22 protein-coding genes are annotated in these 20,631 nt (G+C 59.5%); 11 read left to right on the top strand and 11 right to left on the bottom strand.

The window, feature by feature from the left end; genetic code table 11:
* Positions 1–7 precede the first annotated feature (7 nt).
* Positions 8–1,144, top strand: a complete 1,137-nt coding sequence (locus Q0R02_RS02150; RefSeq protein WP_293880428.1) for a cupin domain-containing protein — start codon at positions 8–10, stop codon at positions 1,142–1,144.
* Positions 1,145–1,147: 3 nt separating this feature from the next.
* On the top strand, positions 1,148–1,681 hold the full coding sequence (locus Q0R02_RS02145; protein WP_293880396.1) for a pseudouridine synthase: 534 nt from the start codon (positions 1,148–1,150) through the stop codon (positions 1,679–1,681).
* Between the two features lie 34 nt (positions 1,682–1,715).
* Here Q0R02_RS02145 and Q0R02_RS02140 read toward each other — a convergent pair whose 3' ends face one another.
* Positions 1,716–4,325, bottom strand: a complete 2,610-nt coding sequence (locus tag Q0R02_RS02140; RefSeq protein ID WP_293880394.1) for a TonB-dependent receptor — start codon at positions 4,323–4,325, stop codon at positions 1,716–1,718.
* Between the two features lie 190 nt (positions 4,326–4,515).
* Here Q0R02_RS02140 and folE point away from each other — a divergent pair, with 190 nt between their 5' ends.
* Both folE and Q0R02_RS02130 read left to right on the top strand, forming a co-directional pair.
* A complete protein-coding gene (gene folE / locus Q0R02_RS02135; protein ID WP_293880392.1) occupies positions 4,516–5,112 on the top strand; it encodes a GTP cyclohydrolase I FolE in 597 nt (198 codons plus the stop codon).
* A 206-nt stretch (positions 5,113–5,318) separates the two neighbouring features.
* Positions 5,319–5,969 (top strand): DUF2238 domain-containing protein, encoded by a 651-nt coding sequence (locus tag Q0R02_RS02130; protein WP_293880390.1) that lies wholly within the window; start codon positions 5,319–5,321, stop codon positions 5,967–5,969.
* A gap of 329 nt (positions 5,970–6,298) precedes the next feature.
* On the opposite strand, the gene rplI is transcribed toward Q0R02_RS02130, so the two are convergent.
* Genes rplI through rpsF form a run of 3 tightly spaced genes read right to left on the bottom strand, consistent with a single transcriptional unit; the run spans position 6,299 to position 7,580 of the window.
* Complete coding sequence (gene rplI, locus Q0R02_RS02125; protein ID WP_293880388.1) at positions 6,299–6,892, bottom strand: 50S ribosomal protein L9; 594 nt, start codon at positions 6,890–6,892, stop codon at positions 6,299–6,301.
* Between the two features lie 11 nt (positions 6,893–6,903).
* Positions 6,904–7,128: a 30S ribosomal protein S18 gene (gene rpsR / locus Q0R02_RS02120; protein ID WP_121150664.1), complete on the bottom strand. Its 225-nt coding sequence runs from the start codon at positions 7,126–7,128 to the stop codon at positions 6,904–6,906.
* Between the two features lie 11 nt (positions 7,129–7,139).
* Positions 7,140–7,580: a 30S ribosomal protein S6 gene (rpsF, locus tag Q0R02_RS02115; protein ID WP_293880384.1), complete on the bottom strand. Its 441-nt coding sequence runs from the start codon at positions 7,578–7,580 to the stop codon at positions 7,140–7,142.
* A gap of 150 nt (positions 7,581–7,730) precedes the next feature.
* Here rpsF and fabD point away from each other — a divergent pair, with 150 nt between their 5' ends.
* Both fabD and fabG read left to right on the top strand, forming a co-directional pair.
* Positions 7,731–8,666, top strand: a complete 936-nt coding sequence (gene fabD / locus Q0R02_RS02110) for an ACP S-malonyltransferase (protein ID WP_293880382.1) — start codon at positions 7,731–7,733, stop codon at positions 8,664–8,666.
* A 14-nt stretch (positions 8,667–8,680) separates the two neighbouring features.
* A complete protein-coding gene (fabG, locus tag Q0R02_RS02105) occupies positions 8,681–9,418 on the top strand; it encodes a 3-oxoacyl-[acyl-carrier-protein] reductase (RefSeq protein ID WP_293880380.1) in 738 nt (245 codons plus the stop codon).
* A 175-nt stretch (positions 9,419–9,593) separates the two neighbouring features.
* Here fabG and Q0R02_RS02100 read toward each other — a convergent pair whose 3' ends face one another.
* Positions 9,594–10,568, bottom strand: coding sequence for a nitronate monooxygenase family protein (locus tag Q0R02_RS02100; RefSeq protein ID WP_293880378.1), 975 nt, complete (start codon positions 10,566–10,568; stop codon positions 9,594–9,596).
* Positions 10,569–10,715: 147 nt separating this feature from the next.
* Between Q0R02_RS02100 and Q0R02_RS02095 the strand changes: the two genes are divergently transcribed.
* On the top strand, positions 10,716–11,357 hold the full coding sequence (locus Q0R02_RS02095) for a hypothetical protein (RefSeq protein ID WP_293880376.1): 642 nt from the start codon (positions 10,716–10,718) through the stop codon (positions 11,355–11,357).
* 77 nt (positions 11,358–11,434) lie between these two features.
* On the opposite strand, the gene Q0R02_RS02090 is transcribed toward Q0R02_RS02095, so the two are convergent.
* Positions 11,435–11,923 carry a hypothetical protein gene (locus tag Q0R02_RS02090; RefSeq protein WP_293880374.1) on the bottom strand — a complete coding sequence of 163 codons (489 nt, stop codon included), beginning with the start codon at positions 11,921–11,923 and terminating at the stop codon, positions 11,435–11,437.
* Between the two features lie 90 nt (positions 11,924–12,013).
* Entirely contained in the window at positions 12,014–12,604 is a 591-nt protein-coding gene (locus tag Q0R02_RS02085) for a phosphatase PAP2 family protein (RefSeq protein WP_293880372.1), read from the bottom strand.
* Between the two features lie 454 nt (positions 12,605–13,058).
* On the opposite strand from Q0R02_RS02085, the gene Q0R02_RS02080 reads away from it, so the two are divergent.
* The 3 genes from Q0R02_RS02080 to Q0R02_RS02070 all read left to right on the top strand — a co-directional run bounded on the left by Q0R02_RS02080 (position 13,059) and on the right by Q0R02_RS02070 (position 16,223).
* Entirely contained in the window at positions 13,059–13,469 is a 411-nt protein-coding gene (locus tag Q0R02_RS02080; protein WP_293880371.1) for an aldehyde dehydrogenase family protein, read from the top strand.
* Between the two features lie 151 nt (positions 13,470–13,620).
* Entirely contained in the window at positions 13,621–14,655 is a 1,035-nt protein-coding gene (locus Q0R02_RS02075; protein ID WP_293880370.1) for a zinc-dependent alcohol dehydrogenase, read from the top strand.
* Positions 14,652–16,223: an oleate hydratase gene (locus tag Q0R02_RS02070; protein ID WP_293880369.1), complete on the top strand. Its 1,572-nt coding sequence runs from the start codon at positions 14,652–14,654 to the stop codon at positions 16,221–16,223. The genes Q0R02_RS02075 and Q0R02_RS02070 overlap by 4 nt, the downstream gene beginning before the upstream one ends.
* Positions 16,224–16,809: 586 nt before the next feature.
* Here the strand turns inward: Q0R02_RS02070 and Q0R02_RS02065 are convergent.
* Positions 16,810–17,205 carry a hypothetical protein gene (locus Q0R02_RS02065; protein WP_293880368.1) on the bottom strand — a complete coding sequence of 132 codons (396 nt, stop codon included), beginning with the start codon at positions 17,203–17,205 and terminating at the stop codon, positions 16,810–16,812.
* An 86-nt stretch (positions 17,206–17,291) separates the two neighbouring features.
* On the opposite strand from Q0R02_RS02065, the gene Q0R02_RS02060 reads away from it, so the two are divergent.
* A complete protein-coding gene (locus tag Q0R02_RS02060) occupies positions 17,292–18,365 on the top strand; it encodes a histidine kinase dimerization/phosphoacceptor domain -containing protein (RefSeq protein ID WP_293880366.1) in 1,074 nt (357 codons plus the stop codon).
* 205 nt (positions 18,366–18,570) lie between these two features.
* On the opposite strand, the gene tnpB is transcribed toward Q0R02_RS02060, so the two are convergent.
* The 3 genes from tnpB to Q0R02_RS02050 form a co-directional block, all read right to left on the bottom strand.
* On the bottom strand, positions 18,571–18,732 hold the full coding sequence (gene tnpB / locus Q0R02_RS13770; protein ID WP_367271410.1) for an IS66 family insertion sequence element accessory protein TnpB: 162 nt from the start codon (positions 18,730–18,732) through the stop codon (positions 18,571–18,573).
* Positions 18,729–19,040 carry a transposase gene (locus Q0R02_RS02055; RefSeq protein ID WP_293880364.1) on the bottom strand — a complete coding sequence of 104 codons (312 nt, stop codon included), beginning with the start codon at positions 19,038–19,040 and terminating at the stop codon, positions 18,729–18,731. Before Q0R02_RS02055 ends, tnpB begins: the two co-directional genes overlap by 4 nt.
* A gap of 301 nt (positions 19,041–19,341) precedes the next feature.
* On the bottom strand, positions 19,342–20,631 hold a 1,290-nt coding region (locus Q0R02_RS02050; RefSeq protein WP_293880362.1), incomplete at its 5' end, for a succinate CoA transferase.

Raw genomic sequence — 20,631 nt, 5'->3', positions numbered from 1 at the left:
AATGACAATGCAATTCCGCGATTTCGATACCGCGCTTTTCCTGACCGAATACTGGCAGAAAAAGCCGCTGCTGATCAGAAACCCATGGGCGGCATGGGAAAATCCGCTCGATCCCGACGAACTGGCTGGGCTGGCATGCGAGGCCGACGTCGAATCGCGGATCGTCACGACCAAACGCGAAACTTGGAAAGTCGAGCATGGCCCGTTTGCCGAAGCCCGTTTTGGCAAACCAGGCAAAAAACCATGGACGCTGCTGGTGCAGGCGGTCGATCATTATGTGCCCGAGGTTGCCGCGTTGATCGATCCATTTCGGTTCGTGCCCAACTGGCGGATCGACGACGTGATGGTCAGCTATGCATCGGACAAGGGCGGCGTGGGACCGCATTTCGACCAGTATGACGTGTTCCTGGTTCAGGGGCTGGGCCAGCGTCGGTGGCAGGTCGGGGCGCGGTGCGATTCCGAGACCGAATTGCTGCCGCATGACGATCTGCGCTTGCTTGCCGCGTTCGAGGCTACCGACGAATGGGTGCTGGACCCCGGCGACATCCTGTACGTGCCGCCCGGCGTTGCCCACAACGGCGTTGCGATCGGTGATGACTGCATGACATATTCGGTCGGCTTCCGCGCCCCCGTCCGCGGCGAGCTGGTCGCCCACTGGTGCGATCACCTACTTTCGGAAATGACCGAGGACGACCGCTACCGGGACCCGGAGCTAACCGCGCAGGAAAATCCGGGAGAAATTTCCGTCGCTGCGCTAACGCGGCTGCAGGCCATGGTCACCGAACGACTGGCCGATCCCCTGGCTTTCGCGCGGTGGTTTGGCAGTTATAACAGCGCGCCCAAAAACCCGGAGATCGACTGGACGCCCGAGACGGTTGTCACATCAGCAGCATTTGCCGATCGTGCCGTGCTGTGTCGCAACCCGGCAAGTCGCTTCTCTTTCGTCCGGCAGACCGACGACCTGCTGTTATTGTTCGTCGATGGCGAATGCATCGACTGCCGGGGGGACTTGATCGCGCTGGCCCAGCGGATCTGCGGGCAGGGTGCGATCATTATGGACGCCGCACTGCTGCAATCCCACGCGGCGCTGGCGCTGCTGACCGGGCTTGTCAACCGGGGCAGCATGGCGTTCGAGGCGGACTGAAGTGTGATCCTGTTTAACAAACCCTATGGTGTCCTGTCGCAGTTTACCGATCGCGGGACCGCCACGACCCGCATGACACTGTCGAACTTCATTGATGTGCCCGGCGTCTATCCGGCGGGTCGGCTCGACCTCGATAGTGAGGGGTTGCTGCTGCTGACCGCCGACGGTGGCGAACAGGCACGCATCGCCGATCCCAGGTTTAAGATCCCCAAGACCTATCTCGTGCAGGTCGAGGGGGAGCCAGACGAGGCGAGCATCGCCAAGCTGCGACAGGGCGTCGTCCTGAAGGATGGGCCCACGCTTCCCGCCGAGATCGCACGTATCGCACCGCCCGCGCTTCGGCCGCGCGATCCCCCGGTGCGGTTTCGCAAGAGCGTGCCCGATTGCTGGATCAGCCTGACGATCCGGGAAGGGCGCAACCGGCAGGTCAGGCGGATGACCGCCGCGATCGGCTTTCCGACACTCAGGCTGGTCCGGTGGCGCATTGGTGACTGGACGCTCGATGGACTTGAACCGGGAACATGGCGCAAGGCGTGATGGATCAGATGAACCCATAGGCTCAACGACACGGCTAGAAATTCTGGCGCAACGTCATGCCATAGGTGCGGGGCTGATTGGGATAGCCGCTGTAGCTGCCCATCTGTATCGCGGTGGGAAAGGTCGAGACGAGGTAATTGTTGCTGGTGAAGTTCCGGACCCAGATCATCGCCTCCAGACCACTCCGCGTGCTGGTCAGACCGACGCTCGCGTTGACGTTGTTGACGCCATAGGTCGACAAATCTGGCGGGGTCGTCTCCGATAATTGCGTGTTGGCTACGTAATAATAGTCGCCTCGCAGATAGCCGCTCACGCCGTCGCCGAAATCATGACTGATCGTGGCCGAGGTAGCGGCGGTCCACGTGGGAATTCCTGCAGGACGCCGCCCCGTCAGGTTGCGCGTGCTGCGCCGGGTCACCGGATCCGTTGTGCAATTGCCTGGATCATAGTTCACGCACGCGGCGGCGCCAAAAGAGTCATATTTGGGATCGAGGTAGGTAGCCGATCCCGTCAGCGCCAGCCATGGCAAGGGACGATAGGCTGCGTCGACCTCGAACCCCCGCACCGATTCCTTGCCCGCATTGATCAGGTCATACCCGGTTCCGTTGAACGGGTTGCTCTGGAACCCCCGGATCGCCTGCTTGAAGATCGCCAGATTGGCGTAGCCATTGCGGAACCTAGCTTTCAGTCCGAATTCATAGACCGATACTTTTTCAGGCGCGACCGATCGACCGACGCCATTCTGCGCGGGGCGGCTGTCAGAGGACAGGTTGAACGCGCCCGCCTTCCAACCCGTTGAATAGCTGATGTAGGCGTTGAGGAAACCAAAGTCATAAGCAGCCCGCGCCGCATAGGTCACCCGGTCGCCATTCAAGACGCCTGATTCGCTGCTGTTCGGAAAGTTCACCGGCGCATGGCCAGCAGCATTTCCATAGAAAAACTGTGCGGCGTCCAGCGCGAACGGATTGGCGCCGGCTGCTGGACCACCCGTGCCGGGCTGACACGCTGACGGCCCTGCAAATGGCAGGCTCGCACCGAGCGACGCATCGAACAGATTGCCCGGAAGCGTCGGACCGAAGGCATAGCCCTGTGCCGCCAGACAGCCGACCAATGGTGCCAGTGCAGGATTGGCAGCAGCGACCGCCGTCGGCACGAACGCAAGACCGGGCGCGTTGGCAAGGTCGAGCGCGGAAAACGCATCGGTCAGGAAGACGTGCGACCGTGCCACCTTGTAATCATTCAGATAGGCGAACCCTCCGGTCAGCGTCAGCCGGTCGGCGATCTTGTAGTCCGCCTGACCGAACAGCGAATAGGATTGCTGCCGCTGCGTGTAGAAGTCAGAGATGCCTTGGCCCGGCTGAAAGTAGGTGCCGTTGGGCACGACCGGCAGGCCGACCGCCTGTTGCAGCGATTCAAGCGCCGTAATCAAATTGCCAGTAATCGCATTGATATATGAGCGTGCATGGCGACCGTAGCGAATGTCGCGACCGGTATTCAGATGCTCATCCTGATAGAACCCGCCGACCAGCCAGTTCAGCCGCCTGGTGCCGCTCGACGCCAGGCGAAACTCCTGCGTGATGTCGCGACTACTCGACCGCATCGCCTGGCTGGCGATATCCGCGCCGGTGAAATCGACGTCGAGTGTCGCGTTGTTCTGCTGCGCGCGATACGCCGTGATCGACGTCAGGCGCGCAAACCCCAGGTCCAGGTCGGCTTGCGCGGACATGCCCTTGTTGACGACGCGGTTGTCGACGCCGCTGTTATAGACCAGTTGGCGGTCAAAGATTCGCGACGGGTCGCTGACCTGAAAGCCGAGCGCTGCGATTGCTCCCGTCGCAGGTCCGTTGAAGATCGTTTGCGCGCCGCAACACCGTTCCTTTATGATGCTGTAGTCGCCGATCACGCGCAGTGAAAAATCGCTGACCGGTTGCCACAGCACGTCGGCACGCAGCGACCGCCGGTTGCGATTATTGGCGTCCTGTGCAGTAGTGACATTGGTGAAGTAACCGTCGCGCTCGTTCACATTCCCGGCGATGCGGAAAGCAATCTGTTTGCTCAGCGGCCCGGTGATTGACGCCTGCGGGTTGATGAGGCCGTAATTGCCGATGCTGATTTCTGCCGTGCCGCCCCATTCGAACTGCGGCTTGCGCGTGACGATGTTGATCGCTCCGGCCGACACGTTTTTGCCGAACAGGGTGGACTGCGGACCACGCAGGACTTCGATCCGCTCGATTTCGGGCAGGTCGTCAAGCGCTGCCGACGAGCGCGACCGGTAAACACCGTCGATAAAAACCCCGACCGAACTTTCGATACCATCATTGCCATTGCCGTTGCCGAAGCCACGAATGATGAAATTGGTCTGCCCGACATTTTGGAACTGCGCGACGATCAGCGACGGCACGAGGGCCTGAAGGTCGATAAGATCGCGAACATGGGTGCGATCGACAACCTCTGCGTCGGTGACAGATACCGATATTGGCACGTCCTGGAGTGACTGTTCGCGTTTGGTCGCGGTAACGATTATTTCGCCCTGACCTAGGCCTTGTCCGGCTCCATCCGGCATAGAGGCAGGGATTTGCGCCACCGCCGGTGCCGTGACCAGCATTGCTATCAGCGATAAGCCCAGCGGATTAACGTCCCGCATGAATTATTCCCCTGTCCGGTCGCCCGATCAACCGATGGCGTTCGTGCTTTGCGCCGCAGGCTTGCGTGGACCCGGCTCCGTCGTCAATGCCCGGTTCGGAATTTTGCCTTTCCACCCATCCCGTTCCAGTGAGCCATTTTTGCCTATGGCCAAATGAAATGGGGGACCTTAGTCGGCTTTCATGGAAAACATGACGGCCTCTACCAACACGCCCGTGCCAAAACTGCCGGTTCCGCAGCATGTCGAGGATGCGATCCGGACGCTGATCTCCTGGGCGGGGGACGACCCGGATCGCGAAGGCTTGCTTGATACGCCTAAACGCGTCGCGCGGGCGTGGAAGGAATATTGCGAGGGTTACAACGAAGACCCAGGCTATCACCTGTCGCGTACCTTCGAAGAAGTTGGAGGTTACAACGAACTGGTCCTGTTGAAAGACATCCCATTCCAGTCGCATTGCGAACACCATATGGCACCGATCGTCGGCAAGGCTTCGATCGCCTATATGCCGCAGGATCGGGTTGTCGGCATCTCAAAACTGGCGCGCGTATTATATGGCTATGCCCGCAGGCTGCAGGTTCAGGAGCGACTGACGGCGCAGGTCGCGCAGTCAATCTGGGACAATCTGCATCCGCAGGGGGTCGCGGTGGTGATCGAGGCGACGCATGGTTGCATGACGGGGCGCGGCGTTCGCACGCCGGGTGTGTCCATGACGACGAGCCGGTTGCTGGGATGTTTTCTGGAGGACCCGCGGAGCCGAAGCGAAGTTCTGAAGCTGATGGGGTATTGAGCGGTAACGACTGTTTTCGCCAAAAATCAGAAATTAGATTGAATCGCAACGCTTGTAAGTCGTTTGCCGAGCTTAATGGGAACACCTGTTTGTCGCCAGCCAAATGAGGCCACCGACACGTAAGGGGTGCACTGCACCAACTGGTAAAGTGACGTCTAGTTTCCAAACTACTTTCCTTGATGGAGTCGCGCTGCCATCGCATTCGAATGACCAGTTACTTCAATGCTTGGCACAGGCTTTCCGGACGGCAGCTCGCAGCCCTACTTATACTCGCGTTTGCCGTGGTTTTGGCCAATATCCGCCAACCTTATCCGGAAATTGCGCCGCTCCAGCATGTGCCAACGGTGCTGCTTATCCTCGCCGCGCCGATACTGCTTGCTCGTTGGCCCTTGTCTAACAAGGCAGTGGGAGCGTTGCTGCTTTTCTGGCTGCTGCACACCCTCGGCGGGCGCTACACTTATTCGAACGTGCCCTATGACGAATGGGCGCAGTTGCTCACTGGTCACACGATTAGCGGAGCATTCGGGCTTGCTCGCAATGGGTATGATCGCTTGGTGCATTTGACCTTCGGATTGCTGTGGGTGCTCCCTTTCGCTGAGGCGATGCGACGGTATTCCCGAATGGGATGGCGGGCCAGCTTATGGACAGCATTCTTGTTCGTCGGCGCGGTAAGCGCTCTGTACGAAATCTTTGAATGGCTGCTGACCGTCATCCTCGCGCCGGGAATGGCCGACGATTATAACGGCCAGCAGGGTGACGCGTGGGACGCGCAAAAGGATATGGCGACAGCGATCGTCGGTGCCGCGATTGCAGCACGTTGGCTCGGCCGACGAGCGAGCGACGCGCAACTACGATGAATCTCCTTGCAAGCCACAGATGACGTCAAACACATGTTTGTCGCCACCTCCCCTCGGCAGAGACTGCAAAAACGGTCTCTTTAGGTATAAGTCCGGCCTGAATGTACGGCAACCCTGTCGCCTTGAGAAAGTGTCCGACAACCCCGTCTTAAGGGTTTGTCGTCATGCCCATATCCGCCGTCGCAATGGGGGCATTTTTATACGACGATCCCAAATTCGTCCGTCCTCTTTTCACCACAAACGGACCTTGTCCCACTATTCACCCCAAACAACGAAAAGGCCCGGTGGATCGCTCCACCGGGCCTTTTCGTTTTAGCAGATCAAAGCTATTAGGCTTCGGTCGCTGGAGCTTCGTCAGCATCCGAAACGATCTCGCCGGGTTCGGCGTTGGGATCGTAATCTTCGGTGAAGCCAGCTTCGTCCTTCTCGAACATCGATGCCATGACAACAACGCCCTGAGCCTGAAGCTCCGCTTCTTCGGGGCTGCGGGCCACGTTGACCTTGATCGTCACTGCGACCTCGGGATGCAGTTGGACGCGGACGTCGTACAGGCCAATCGCCTTGATCGGCTTGTCGAGGACAACCTGGTTCTTGCCGACCTTATGGCCTTCAAGCTCCAGCGCCTCGACAATGTCACGCACCGCGACGGAGCCGTAAAGCTGGCCGGTGTTCGATGCCTGACGGATAAGCGTAACCGACGCGCCATTGACCGTCTCGGCCGCCGTTTCGGCTTCGCCACGACGGGTGTCGTTTTCGGCGACAATGCGTGCCTTGTTTGCTTCGAATAGTTTCAGGTTGGCAGCGTTCGACCGCAGCGCCTTTTTATTCGGGAGGAGGAAATTGCGTGCGAAACCGTTTTTCACGGTGACAACGTCACCAATCGAACCAAGCTTCTCAACGCGCTCGAGCAGGATCACTTCCATCGAATGCGCCCTTACTTAACGATATAGGGAAGGAGACCGATGTGCCGCGCACGCTTGATCGCCTGGGCGAGTTCGCGCTGTTTTGGGGCACTGACGGCGGTGATGCGCGAAGGCACGATCTTGCCACGCTCGGACACGAAGCCCTGAAGCAACCGGACATCCTTATAGTCTATCCGTGGGGCGTCCTTGGCGGAGAAAGGGCAGCTTTTGCGGCGGCGGAAAAATGGGCGGGCCATATCAAATATCCTTAAGCGGCTTCAGCGTCGTCGCGACGGGGCCGGTCTTCACGGGGACGATCATCACGATCGCGACGGGGACGATCACCACGGTCGCCGCGGTCACCACGATCGCTCCGCTCCGAACGTTCGGAGCGACGCATCATGGCCGACGGGCCAGCCTCATGCTCGTCGACCCGCAGCGTCATGTAACGCAGCACGTCTTCGTTAATCTGAGTTTGGCGTTCCAGCTCGATCGGCACGTTGGTCGGTGCGTCGAATTCGAGCATGACATAATGCGCCTTGCGGTTCTTCGCGATCCGGTAAGCCAGCGAACGCAGGCCCCACGTTTCGGTCTTGATGACCTTGCCACCATTGTCCTCGATGATTTTAGTAGCGGTTTCTGCCAGCGTATCGACCTGGGCTTGAGCCAGATCCTGACGCGCGAGAAACACATGCTCGTAAAGAGCCATGCTTGATCGTCCTTGTTCCTGACCGATCGCTGCCGGGCGCACCATGCGTCCCGACCCTCCGGCTTTCTTGAGAGGCGGGCCTATGGAGGAAACGCCCGGACTTGGCAAGGCGGTGCCGCCTGCCTAACGAACCGGAAAGAGGAGTGCGGTATGAAGGCGTTTATATTTCCTGGCCAAGGGAGCCAGTCGATCGGCATGGGCAAGGCGCTTGCGGAGGCCAGCCCGATTGCCCGGGCGGTGTTCCAGGAAGTCGACGATGCGCTCGACCAGCACCTGTATCGCCTGATGACCGAGGGTTTCGAGCGCGACCTGACGCTGACCGAGAACGCCCAGCCCGCGATCATGGCGAACGCGATGGCGACGCTGCGGGTGCTGGAGCGGGAGGGCAACACCAAGCTGTCGGACAAGGCGTCGTTCGTCGCCGGGCATTCGCTGGGCGAATATACTGCGCTGTGTGCCGCCGAAGCCATCGATCTGCCAACCACGGCGCGGCTGCTGAAAACGCGCGGCCAGGCGATGCAGACGGCGGTGCCGGTGGGCGAGGGTGCGATGGCGGTGCTGCTCGGCCTCGATTTCGAAACGGCCAGAGCGGTTGCCGAAGAAGCCGCGCAGGGCGAAGTCTGCGAAGCGGCAAACGACAATGGCGGCGGGCAGGTCGTGGTGTCGGGCCATAGCGATGCCGTCGATCGCGCCATTGAAATTGCAAAGGAAAAGGGGGCCAAGCGGGCGATGTTGCTGCCGGTGTCGGCACCGTTCCACTGCGCGCTGATGGCGCCCGCAGCCGACGTCATGGCCAAAGCCCTGGCCACCGCGCGGATCCAGTCGCCTCTGGTGCCGGTCTTTGCCAATGTGACGGCGGCGCAGGTGTCCGACCCGAACATGATCCGCGACCTGCTGGTCCAGCAGGTCACCGGCACGGTCCGCTGGCGTGAAAGCGTCGAGGCGATGTGGGATGCCGGCGTTACCGAAATCGTCGAATTCGGCGGCAAGGTGCTCGGCCCGATGGTCCGCCGCATATCACCCGACATGAAAACGACGAGCATCGTAACGATGAACGACATCGAAGCGTTGCTGGCCACACTTTGACCCTGGAGATAAAGATGTTCGACCTGACAGGCATGACGGCGCTGGTAACCGGCGCTTCGGGCGGGATCGGTTCCGCCGTGGCCAAGGCGCTGGCAGAGCGGGGCGCGACGGTGGCACTGTCGGGCACGCGCGAGGAAGCGCTGACGGCCGTGGCAGCCGAAATTGCGGGAGCCGTGATTGTGCCGTGCGACCTGTCGGACGCGGCGCAAGTCGACGGGCTGGTCCCGCGCGCGGTCGAGGCGCTGGGCGGGCGGCTGGACATATTGGTCAACAATGCCGGCGTCACTCGCGACAATCTGGTCATGCGAATGAAGGACGAGGAGTGGGACACGGTGCTTCGGGTCAACCTGGAAGCCGCGTTTCGGCTTATCCGGGCGGCGTCGAAGCCGATGATGAAGGCACGCTTCGGACGGATCGTCTCGATTACCAGCGTGGTCGGAGCGACCGGTAATCCGGGCCAGGCCAATTATGCGGCGTCGAAGGGGGGCCTGACCGCGATGTCGAAGGCGCTGGCGCAGGAACTGGCGAGCCGCAACATCACGGTCAATTGCGTCGCACCGGGATTTATCACTTCGGCCATGACCGATGCCTTGCCCGAGGCGCAAAAGGCAGCGCTGACGACGCGCATCCCCGCCGGGAAACTGGGCGAGGGGGCCGATGTCGCCGCCGCCGTCGTCTATCTGGCAAGCCGCGATGCCGGATATGTGACCGGGCAGACCATCCATGTGAATGGCGGAATGGCCATGATCTGACCTTTAGAGTCACAGAAATCGCAGTGGATGGGATCGTTTGTGTCGCGGGTAGGAAATTATCGAACGTGCGCGGGAAGAGGGCGGTTCACGGTTGAAAGAGCAAGCCTCGTTTCAAGCATGAACCACCCGGTGTAGGACAGGGAAACCCGCGCTACCCCGGCTTAGCTAGGCCGGCCTAGGCCCGGTATTTCGCGTCCAGTTCCACCTTCGCCGCCCGATATTCACGCTCCAGACGATCCACGCGATCAGCGACGCTTTCGACGACGGTGACCGACCCGATGCCCTGGCCTGACCCCCAGATGTCGCGCCACGCCTTCTTTGATGTGTTGGCCGACGCCCCGAAGTCCATCGTCTTGTAATCGCCCTCGGGCAAATTGTCTGGGTCAAGCCCTGCGCGTTCGATCGATTCGCGCAAATAATTGCCCGAAACACCGGTAAACAGGCTGGAATAAACGATATCGGCCGCGTGGCCGTCGACAATGCCCTGCTTATAGTCGTCCTCGGCATTGGCCTCGGTCGTGGCGATGAAGGCCGAACCGATATAGGCGAAGTCCGCGCCCACCGCCTGTGCCGCCAGCACCGACCGGCCATTGGCAATGGCTCCCGACAAGGCGAGCGGCCCGTCGAACCATTCGCGGATTTCGGAGACGAGCGCAAAGGGTGACTGGACCCCGGCATGGCCACCGGCACCCGCCGCGACCGCAATTAGGCCATCGGCCCCCTTGTCGACAGCCTTGCGCGCAAATTTATCGTTGATGATGTCGTGCAGCACGATGCCGCCCCAGCCATGGACTGCCGTGTTCAATTCCTCACGCGCACCCAGAGAGGTGATCGTAATCGGCACCTGCCATTTGGCGCAGACCATCAGGTCGGTTTCCAGACGATCGTTCGATTTATGGACAATCTGATTGACCGCATAGGGTGCCGCCGGACGGTCGGGATGCGCGCGATTGTGCGCCGCCAGTTCCTCGGTAATGCGGTGCAGCCATTCGTCCAGAACCCCCGCCGGCCGCGCATTCAGCGCCGGAAACGAACCGACGATGCCCGCCTTGCACTGGGCGATGACCAGGTCCGGCCCCGACACGATGAACAACGGGGCCGCGATGATGGGAAGCCGGAGCTTGTCGAACAGGGGGGAGAGAACAGTCATTGCGGTTTCATATCCTAACCGAAGGGCGTCGCAAGCGAAGGTTTGTCGGTGCCACGGGGCAACACCGGATGCCAGCACGCCGCAATCCGGAACCTCGTCCGCCGATACGGGTTTAGCCGACACCAGAAACGTTATGGAGATGTAACTATGAGTCGCCCAAACCCGTTATTCCGCACTGCCGCACTGTCGGCATTGTTGTTGGTTACGACGCCCGCGTTAGCCGAGGGCAAGGCCGACCGCGCACGTGCAGCGATTGCCGAGGCGACCGGCAAGATTGATGCCGCGAACAAGCTTGGCGCGAATGGCGAAGTTCCGCGTTTGCAGGCCGAAGCCCAGGCCGCGCTCCGTGCCGCGCGCGAAAATCTGGCCCGTGGGCACAAGGAAGAGGCCATCGCCGCTGCCAACCACGCATCTACCACCGCCGACCTTGCTATTGGTGAAGCGCAAAAAAACCGGATGAATGCCGAGCGCGCGCAACGGGCCAATACCGAAGCCACCGCCGCCGCTGCGCAGCAGGATGCCGCAATGGCCAACGCACGCGCCGACGCCGCCCAGCAATCCGCCGCCGCAGCCGCAAGCGATGCCGCCGCCGCGCGCGCCACACCGCCCGTGGTAATCGCAGCGCCAGCGCCGCCGACGACGACAGTAACGACCGAAACGGTGAAGCAGGTCGCTCCCGCCCGCACGGTAAAACGCGCGCCGGTGCGTCGGGTGGTTAAGCGAACCACGCGGACGGCTCCGGCAGTTTCGGAAAAGACAACGACGACGGTTACGACGACGCCCAACTAATCGGGTGCCGGCCCCGCTGCCGTGATTGGCGGCGGGGCGCTAAAGGGGGAACGGTGCGTTCCCTGCCACGCTGCCGGTTATCGCTGCCAGGCTTTCATCACCTTGCCATATGCGGCTTCGGCCCTGGCGCGATCGTCCTCCAGCGTTTCGATTCGCTGGCGATTATTGCGGTCCATGTCACGCTTTTCGCGTTCCAGGGCAGCTTGCCGATTTTTGAGCTTCTTTTGCTCGGTCACATGAGCCGACATAGCATATTCCAATGCCTTTTCAGCTGAGATCAAAGCTGCGCGATCGGGTCGGGGCTTTGACCGTCCGAGAATCTTTGCTCTTGTGCTCGTCTTCACCGCGCGGGTCGGCTGACCACGGTCAATCGGCTCGACCTCGTTAGCTTTACGTGGCCTTGTCACATCGGGCGGAAGCGCAGCGATCTGCTCGGCAACCGTACCGCGCAATCGTTTGATGACAGTTCCCGGATGGGCCAGCGGCTCGGCGCTCAATGCCGCATCGGTCACCAACTCGGCCGTTTTCTGGGCGAACAGGTTACTGTCACTGCCCCACGCCTCCAACGCCGCCTTCTGGCTGGGAGCGGCAACATAGGCATCGTGAAAACCGATAGGAGTGCGATAGACCTTCAGCCGGGGACCGAGTGCCATGGCTCAGTCCAGTTTGTCGCGCGTTGGCAGGACGAGCGTCACCAGCGCCTCAGTGACTAGCCCGATCAGGGCACCGGCCACGATGTCGCTAGCGAAATGCGTCCCGCGCGGGATCTGCACCGCCGCTGCGGTGGCAGCAAGCGCGTAGCCGGTCCCGGCGTGCTCTGGATACTCACGGGCAACCGCCCGGGCTACGGCGACGGCACCCGCCGTATGTCCAGAGGGAAAACTGGTTTCGCTTTTGGCCGAGCTCCTGCCCTTTTTGCCGTGATAGCGGCCACCATCGAGCATGACGAAAGGTCGAGTCCGGTCGACCCGGCCCTTTACGAACGACTTGACCTGTGTGGCGGCAAGGTGACTGAGCAGCATGCGCACCCCCGCGCGCGCCAGGTGTTTGCGACCCGTGACGATCCCGGCTCCGATCGTCAGCGCCGAAAGTGCGACCAGCGGCGGCTGATCTGCAAGATCGCTGACAAACCCTAGCGCCTTCATGAAGTGGCTGTCGCGACTGGCGCCAGTGGCCCGCGCGAGCTTGCGATCGGCGCTTTCAATCTTTGATGCCTGTCGTTTGGCGATCTGCCCGGCCTTGGCCATTTTACTTTCTCCCTTGGCCATCCAACAAAGTCGGGAGGGCAAAGGATGCTTCGGTCTGTGAAATGCGGAATTGCGGATGGCTATGAGCGGTCAGGCATCAAACGGTCGTTGCCCGAGTGTAGGTAACACATTGATGCAGCTGCAAAAATATGGTGCACGCACTAGGGCTCGAACCAAGCACCCGCTGATAGAGCGTCGCAAAGTCGAGCAACAATATCAATCACTAGGCTGCATTCGTGTACGATAATTGTAATGAACAGTCACTTTTAAAACCTCTTGTCAGCCTTTGACTACGATACAACTCCACTCACACAAACGAAGCCGATCCGCGTTGGGTAGCCTGTGGACACCGTCGGGGATTGCCCGTCTGCGTAGTTTCCGACTCTGCCCCCAACGCCGTCAGCGCCTATCTCGGATGCGGTCATCACCCGGCAGCTTTAGAGGAGGACCCAGCATGGCCTATCAAAGCACTAACCCCGCCGACGATCAGACCATTCAGTCATTCGCAAAAATCTCCGAGACGGACCTCAAAAGCAAAATGGCTGCCGCCGCGGCCTGTGCCCAGATCTGGGAGAACAATACATATCCCGAACGGGCAGTTATTGTCGCGCAAGCAGCAGCGGTTATTCGCGAACAGGTCGATCCATTCGCAAAGATCATGACGCTGGAAATGGAAAAGCGTATTACCGAGGCCAAGGGCGAGGTAGAATCCAATCCGCAAATCCCGACCTATTTCGTCAATAATGCGGAGCGTTTTCTAGCGCCGGTCGAGCTAAATCCGACATCGGCGAAGCGAATATGGAGAGCAGCCCGATTGGCATCGTCTCTGGCGTCGAACCGTGGAACTTCCCTTATTATCAGCTAACCCACATTGCCAAAATGTCCGGTTATGGGCTGCGAACTGGGCGACATGGGCATTCGGGCATTCGTCAGTAAAAAGCTCGTTAGGACGGCTGATCTCCCCGCGCCCTTTTGATCATCCGACACTCAATTTCCCTCAGTTTCAGGATAGCGTAATGGTCAAGATGCAAGCCGCATTCGTCGAGCAGTTCGGACAGCCGCTGGTGCGGCGCGAAACCGAAGTTCCGACCGCCGGCCCCGGCCAGATCCTTGTCAAGGTCGAGGCTTGCGGGGTCTGTCACACCGACCTTCACGCGGCCAAGGGTGACTGGCCTGTCAAGCCAGCCCTGCCATTCACGCCAGGGCATGAGGCCATCGGGATCGTTGTTGCGCTGGGCGAAGGCGTGACCGCCGTCAGCGAAGGCGAAAGAGTCGGGGTGCCGTGGCTTTATTCCGCCTGCGGTCATTGCGAATATTGCCTGTCCGCATGGGAAACCGTTTGTGCCGAGGCACAGTTCGGCGGCTACACCCGTAACGGTGGCTTCGCCGAATATGTCATCGCCGACCCGAATTATGTTGCGCACATTCCTGGCGGGCTCAGCGCGCAGGAAGCCGCACCGCTGATCTGCGCCGGCGTCACGACCTATAAGGGTATCAAGGAAACCGGCGCGAAGCCGGGCGATTGGCTCGCGGTATCGGGCGCTGGTGGCCTCGGCCATCTCGCCATCCAGTACGGCAAGGCGATGGGCCTGCGGGTGTGTGCAATCGATATCGACGACGGTAAGCTGGCCCATGCCACGCGGCTGGGCGCGGATGCCATCGTCAATGCGAAAACCGGCGACCCGGCAGCGACCGTGCGAACCGTAACAGGCGGCGGCGCGCACGGGGTCCTGATCACCGCTGCGTCGCTGGTCGCGTTCAATCAGGGCGTAGCGATGACGCGTAAGCACGGCACCTGCGTGCTGGTTGGCCTGCCACCCGGCGAGTTTCCGGTTCCGCTGTTCGATGTCGTCGCCAATTGCATCACAATCCGGGGTTCATTCGTCGGCACACGCAAGGACATGGTCGAGGCACTCGCATTTGCGGCTGATGGCAAGGTGAAAGCCGATATCGAGCTACAACCGCTTTCGGCGATAAACACGGTCTTCGAACGTCTCGAGCGCGGCGACGTGCCATCGCGTGTGGTCCTTAACTTTACGAGCGCTGTATGAGCAAATATTATTTCGTCGGTAGCGGGATCGCCTCGCTGGCGGGCGCGGTCTTCCTGATCCGTGACGGTGGAGTGTCCGGCAAGGACATCGTCATCCTTGAGGAAAGTCACGAATTCGGTGGGGCTTTTGACGCTCATGGTGATGCCCAACATGGCTATTACATGAGCGGCAGTCGGATGTTCGAGGCAAAGTATGAATGTACCTTTGACCTGCTGGCATCGATACCCTCACTCACTATTCCGAATATTTCGATCAAGGAAGAAACCGACCAGGCCAATGCAAAGTGGCCGTGGTACAACAAGACACGGCTTGTCGATCGCGAGGGCAAAATCCCCGATTTTTCCAAAATGGGATTCAGCGAGCGCGACCGGATCGACCTCGTAAAGATCATGGCCGAACCCGAAAGCTTTCTCGATTCAAAACGTATCGCGGACTGTTTCGACGAACATTTCTTCCAGACCAATTTCTGGTTTGAATGGTGCACTTTGTTCGCATTCGAGAAGTGGCACAGTGCGATCGAGTTCAAACGTTATTTGCAGCGGTTCATTCACCATTTCTCAACAATCGACACGCAGGAAAATATCTATCGCAGCTTATACAACCAATATGACAGCTTCGCCGTGCCGTTGGTCAGCTGGCTGAAGGATCGGCAGGTGGATTTCCGGTTTAGCGTCCGCGTTAACGATCTTGGCTTTGCATCCGGCACAGAGGCGATCGCCGTCACCCGAATCGATACCGATGATGCCGAGGGTTCCGCTAGTATTGCTATCGGGCCGACCGACCTCGTCTTCGTCACAAACGGCTCAATGACCGCTGGCAAGGTCTTCGGATCTATGAACGAAGCGGCCATGATCGACCGCAGCAACACCTCGGGCGCGTGGGGATTGTGGGAGACATTGGCCGAAGGACGACCACTGTTCGGCAATCCTGCCGCGTTCAATGGTAACATTTCCGAATCCTCGTGGATATCGTACACCGTCACCGTCAATGACCCGTTGTTTCTCGCGTTGATGGAAAAGTTCAGCGGCGTGCCTGCTGGAACTGGGGGGCTAATTACCTTCAAAGATTCGAACTGGCTCATCACCATCTCGATCTACCACCAGCCGTTCTTCCCGGGGCAGCCCGAGGGTGTTTCGGTATGGTGGGGCTATGGCCTCTATCACGACCGACCCGGCGACTATGTCAACAAGACGATGGCGGAATGCACCGGTGCTGAAATCCTTGAGGAGGTGCTCAGTCATCTCCACTTCGCGCAAGCTGACAAGAACACAATCATGGCCGCCTCAAACTGCATCCCATGCGCTATGCCGTATATCGTGAGCCAGTTCATGGTACGAAAAGCGGGCGACCGGCCGCAAGTGGTTCCCGCAGGTTCGACCAATCTGGCATTCATAGGGCAATTTGCCGAACAACCCGACGATGTGGTGTTTACCGTGGAATATTCGGTACGCTGCGCAATGACAGCAGTTTACACACTGTTGAAGCTTAATAAAAAGCCTCCGCCGGTGTATAAGGGGCTCCATACTCCGCAGGTGATCATTGAGGCCATTCGAACACTGTATCGGTGATCAGAGGGTGGCTTGATCATTGATCTGTCGGCACGCCGTAACCTCTTCGCTATAGCGGACGTACCCACGGCTGCCGAGAACGCTTGGCACGCCCGCAACCGCAACCCGAGGCTCGCGGTCGAGATGACTGCGTACGCTCAAACCGAAGAGGAGCATCATGTTCATTCCAGACGACTTGGACGATCCTTTTGCAGGACTGCACAATTTCATGGTATTCAGCTAGACTAACTGGCCTCGTTGATATCGGCGTGAGCTGCAAAGTACCAGGCGCGTTCTTGTGTAATTCACTAGCTAGAGAGACATTTTCTGCGGCTCTTGACCCTGACAGCGGCCAAACCAATGCCAGTCGACATATTGCAGCCCCCCGTGAGGCAATGATCGGGCGTAGTAGCTGCAGGCGTGGTTCAACCATGTGACTGATAAGGTGATGATAGCCTGAAGATATTGGTGACATTTCTCAAAATAAAGGTAAGTTAACCTACCACCCGTCCAGCACGGCAGGCCGGTGGCCGAGAGACGCTGGAGAGCTCCCGCCGATTGCAAAGGAGCCGCTATGCTTTGCGAGAATCGTCACTCCCAATCCGCGTCACCGCGCCTGATAAGGAACTGCGGACACCGGCGGACGGTGACTGTGAGAGCCGCCTTTATTCTGTTCATTGCCGGACTCGTGCTCACTGGGTGCGATGGCCCCAATGCCAAAGTTGGCGAGAAGCAGGACAAAGCTGATGCAGCAGCGAACGGTTCTGCCTATTCCGGCACCGGTCCGAACGAGCGCATTGGCCGAGCCGTCGATCGGGCAGATAGAGCCGCGCAGAACGCACGCGATGCCTCGGCTACTGCTGTGCGAAAGCAGGGCGACAGCATCCAGCAGCAGGCTAACATTGGAGCCACCCGACTCGATGAACAGGCCAAAGCCATGCGATCCGCAGCAGATCGGAGAGCAGCAGCGCTTGAGGTAAATGCAAACAAGGCCGCTGCTCACTAACGGCGCTGACGCCAGGCCGTCGCGATCGGTATGACGTCTGCTGCGGTATAGCAGACGATCATTCCTCTTTTCGAAAGTATATTATGATTGATCCCTTACGGAACCTGGACGAAGCGCAAGTTCTTGCCTTGGCGATCGTTAACACAATCCCGGAACCCTTTCTGATACTCGACGAGCGGTTTTGCGTCTTGGCGGCAAGCCGATCCTTCTACGAAACCTTCAAGGTCGCCCCAGAGCATACGCAAGCGCGCCTGCTGTTCAATCTAGGGGATGGCCAATGGAACATTCCGGCGCTCCGAAACCTTCTTGAGACCGTCATTCCCGACCGAATTGCCATCGCAGACTTTGAGGTTGAGCACGATTTTCCCGATATCGGTCCCCGAATCATGCTGCTGAACGCGCGCAAGGTTGTTTACCAAGACAGCTCAAAAACAACGATCCTGGTTGCATTCCGTGACGTGACTGATGCTCGCACAATCGAGCGCGAAAAGGCTGCACTGCTTGTCCGGACTGAAGAGTTGCTTGGACAAAACCAGATTTTGTTTGAAGAGATGCAGCACCGCGTTGCGAATAGCCTCCAGATTATTGCGAGCATTCTCCTGGCCAAGGCGCGCGCGGTCGTGTCTGAGGAGACTCGCGGCCATCTCAGAGATGCGCACCGGCGCGTCCTCTCAGTCGCGGCGGTCCAGCAATGTCTGCATACCGAAGAGGGCATCGACCAGATCGAAGTCAAGACCTATCTTGCAAAGCTCTGCGCAGGGCTCGGCTCATCGGTCGTTGGGGAGAGCAACCCAATCCACATAGAGGTCGTGTCGGACAGTGGAATGATCGCATCGTCCACCGCTGTAAGCCTGGGCTTGATTGTGACAGAACTCGTTATCAACGCCACTAAATATGCGTTTCCGAGTGGGAAAACAGGTGCCCGTGTCCTCGTGACTTACGAAAGAGACGCAGCCGAGTGGCAGCTGACCGTGTCAGACAACGGCATTGGCGGAACCGAAAATAAGCGCGCCTTGGGTTCCGGGCTCGGGACGACAATCATCGAAGCATTGGCGAAGCAACTTGAGGCGACAGTAAACGTATCAAGCAGCAGGTTGGGCCGATCAACTTCGCTCACCACAGCTACGATCACCTCACGTATCCCCCGAGCCGCGTAGGTGCACGGCGCTCCACGCCACAGCGATCGGTCTCCTGCTAGTGATTAAACCGGACATTCTGCTACTGAAAGCCTTATTGAGGAGGTGGATGAACGTCGGTAAGATCGACAGCAAGACGGCATGCTGACGATTATAGCTGATCCTATCCTGGTCGCCTGGATTGCTAATGATCCGGCAGAGCAATTTATACGAGCAACGTCGGAGTTCACAGATCGCCGCGACGACCGCGGAAGACGTAAAGGTCGCCGGCATGCGGGTCACGCCTGAAACTCTGCTGCACCTGCAGCGCCAAAGATCGCATGCCCTTCCTCATGTCGGTATGGCCGGTCGCAATCCATATCCGGACGTCCGACGGGACTGGAATCACCGCTGCAGCGACCGCAAAACCACGGCGGTCAGGTCGGGCGACGCATCTGCCGATATGCGCACGATCGTGCTGCCCAGCTCCATGACAATCGCCGGCCCTGTCGGCGGCTGTGGCTCGGGATGGACGGCTACAGCTGCAAAGCCTTTACCTGCGCCAAACATCTGCAGACGCCAGCGATAAATCTGGCTGGGCCGAACATCGGCATCCCTGGCAACCTCGGCGACGTTCGCGCCGGGCTGAAACGCCGCTATCACCAGCGCCTGCTTCTGTTCTTCCGTCCACATCCGCCGGCGTTCAACGCCCGACATTATCGTCACCTGACCCATCGCACCGTCTCTAGTACCGGTGCAAACACCAGCGCTTGCACGGTGCCATCTCCGAATATCAGATCAATCCAGCAAGGCGGCTCTCACCGGAGGCGTACGTTGCGGGTAGCACAACACCCGCTTAATCAATCCTCGAATATCGCTGGCGGTTCTCCGCAGCCCGGATGAACCAGAACAACCAAAGGTCCGACAGAAAGTCAGTGCGATTTCGATAGTTCGTTGCTCAATCAGCGAAAGCGATATGCCTTTGGCGGAGAGGCCACGCACCAGACCCGATCCAAGATCACGTCTTCATCGTGCCCCTATCCATAAAGCGTTGATGCCACGACAATGCTTCGCCCGGCAGCGATGGCGACTGCTGGCCATAAGAGCCAATCTGTGCTCGTCGGTAATAGTCTGCCAACGCAGGTCGGTAATCTGGATGGGCACAATTTTCGATGATCACGGTTGCCCGTTGCTTGGGACTCAAACCTCGCAAATCGGCGAGCCCCTGTTCGGTGACAAGCACCTGCACGTCCTGCGCAATATGATCGACATGGCTAGCCTGCGGTACGATGGCCGATATCTTGCCGTCTCTGGCCGTCGAGGGGGTCATGAAGATCGACACATAGGCGTTGCGTGCGAAATCGCCCGATCCGCCAATACCGTTCTGGATCCGCGATCCCATGATGTGCGTCGAGTTCACATTGCCGTAAATGTCGGCCTCGATCAGCCCGTTCATCGCGAGGCAGCCAAGTCGGCGGATCAGTTCGGGATGGTTGCTGATCTCTTGCGGGCGCAGGATCATCTTGTCACGATATCGTGCCATATCCGCGTTCAGCCGCGCTGCCGCCTCGGGACTGAGCGAAAAGGCGGTGGCCGACGCCATCCGCAGTTTCCCTGAATCCAGCAGGTCCAGCATCCCGTCCTGAATGACCTCGGTATAGGACGTCATGTCTTCGAACGGACCGCTGACCAGACCGCTCAACACGGCATTGGCGATATTGCCGACCCCCGATTGCAGCGGCAGCAGCGAAGCGGGAAGGCGGCCCTTTGCGACTTCATGCCGGAAGAACTCGATCAGATGCCCGGCGATCCGGTGGGCCGCTGCATCGGGTGCGGCGAATGGCAGATTGCGGTCGGGCGCATCGGTTTCAACGATGGCGACGATCTTGGCCGGGTCGCAGCGCAGATAAGCCTCGCCGATGCGGTCGTCGGGTCGGACCAGGGGGATCGGCACGCGATGCGGGGGCAGGGCAGTGCCGTAGTAGATATCGTGTATCCCCTCCAGCGCCAGGTTTTGCCAGCGGTTGACCTCGAGGATCACCTTGCTCGCGCGGTCGAGCCACGTCTTGTTATTGCCAACCGAAGACGATGGGATCAGCGACCCGTCCGCACGGATGCCAGTTACTTCTACGACGGCCGTATCGAGCGGTCCGAGGAATCCCTGCCACGCCATCGGCGCGACCTGGCTCAGGTGCATGTCGAAATATTCCATCTCGCCACGATTGATCTTTTCGCGCGCAATCGGGTCCGAATTATACGGCAGGCGGAACTCGATCCCGTCCGCCTTGGCGAGCGCGCCATCGAGTTC

The sequence above is a fragment of the Sphingomonas sp. genome (assembly GCF_025353885.1).
Classification (GTDB): Bacteria; Pseudomonadota; Alphaproteobacteria; order Sphingomonadales; family Sphingomonadaceae; genus Sphingomonas_O.
The sequence above is the reverse complement of the archived record's forward strand: the minus strand, read 5'-3'. Positions and strand labels throughout refer to the sequence as shown.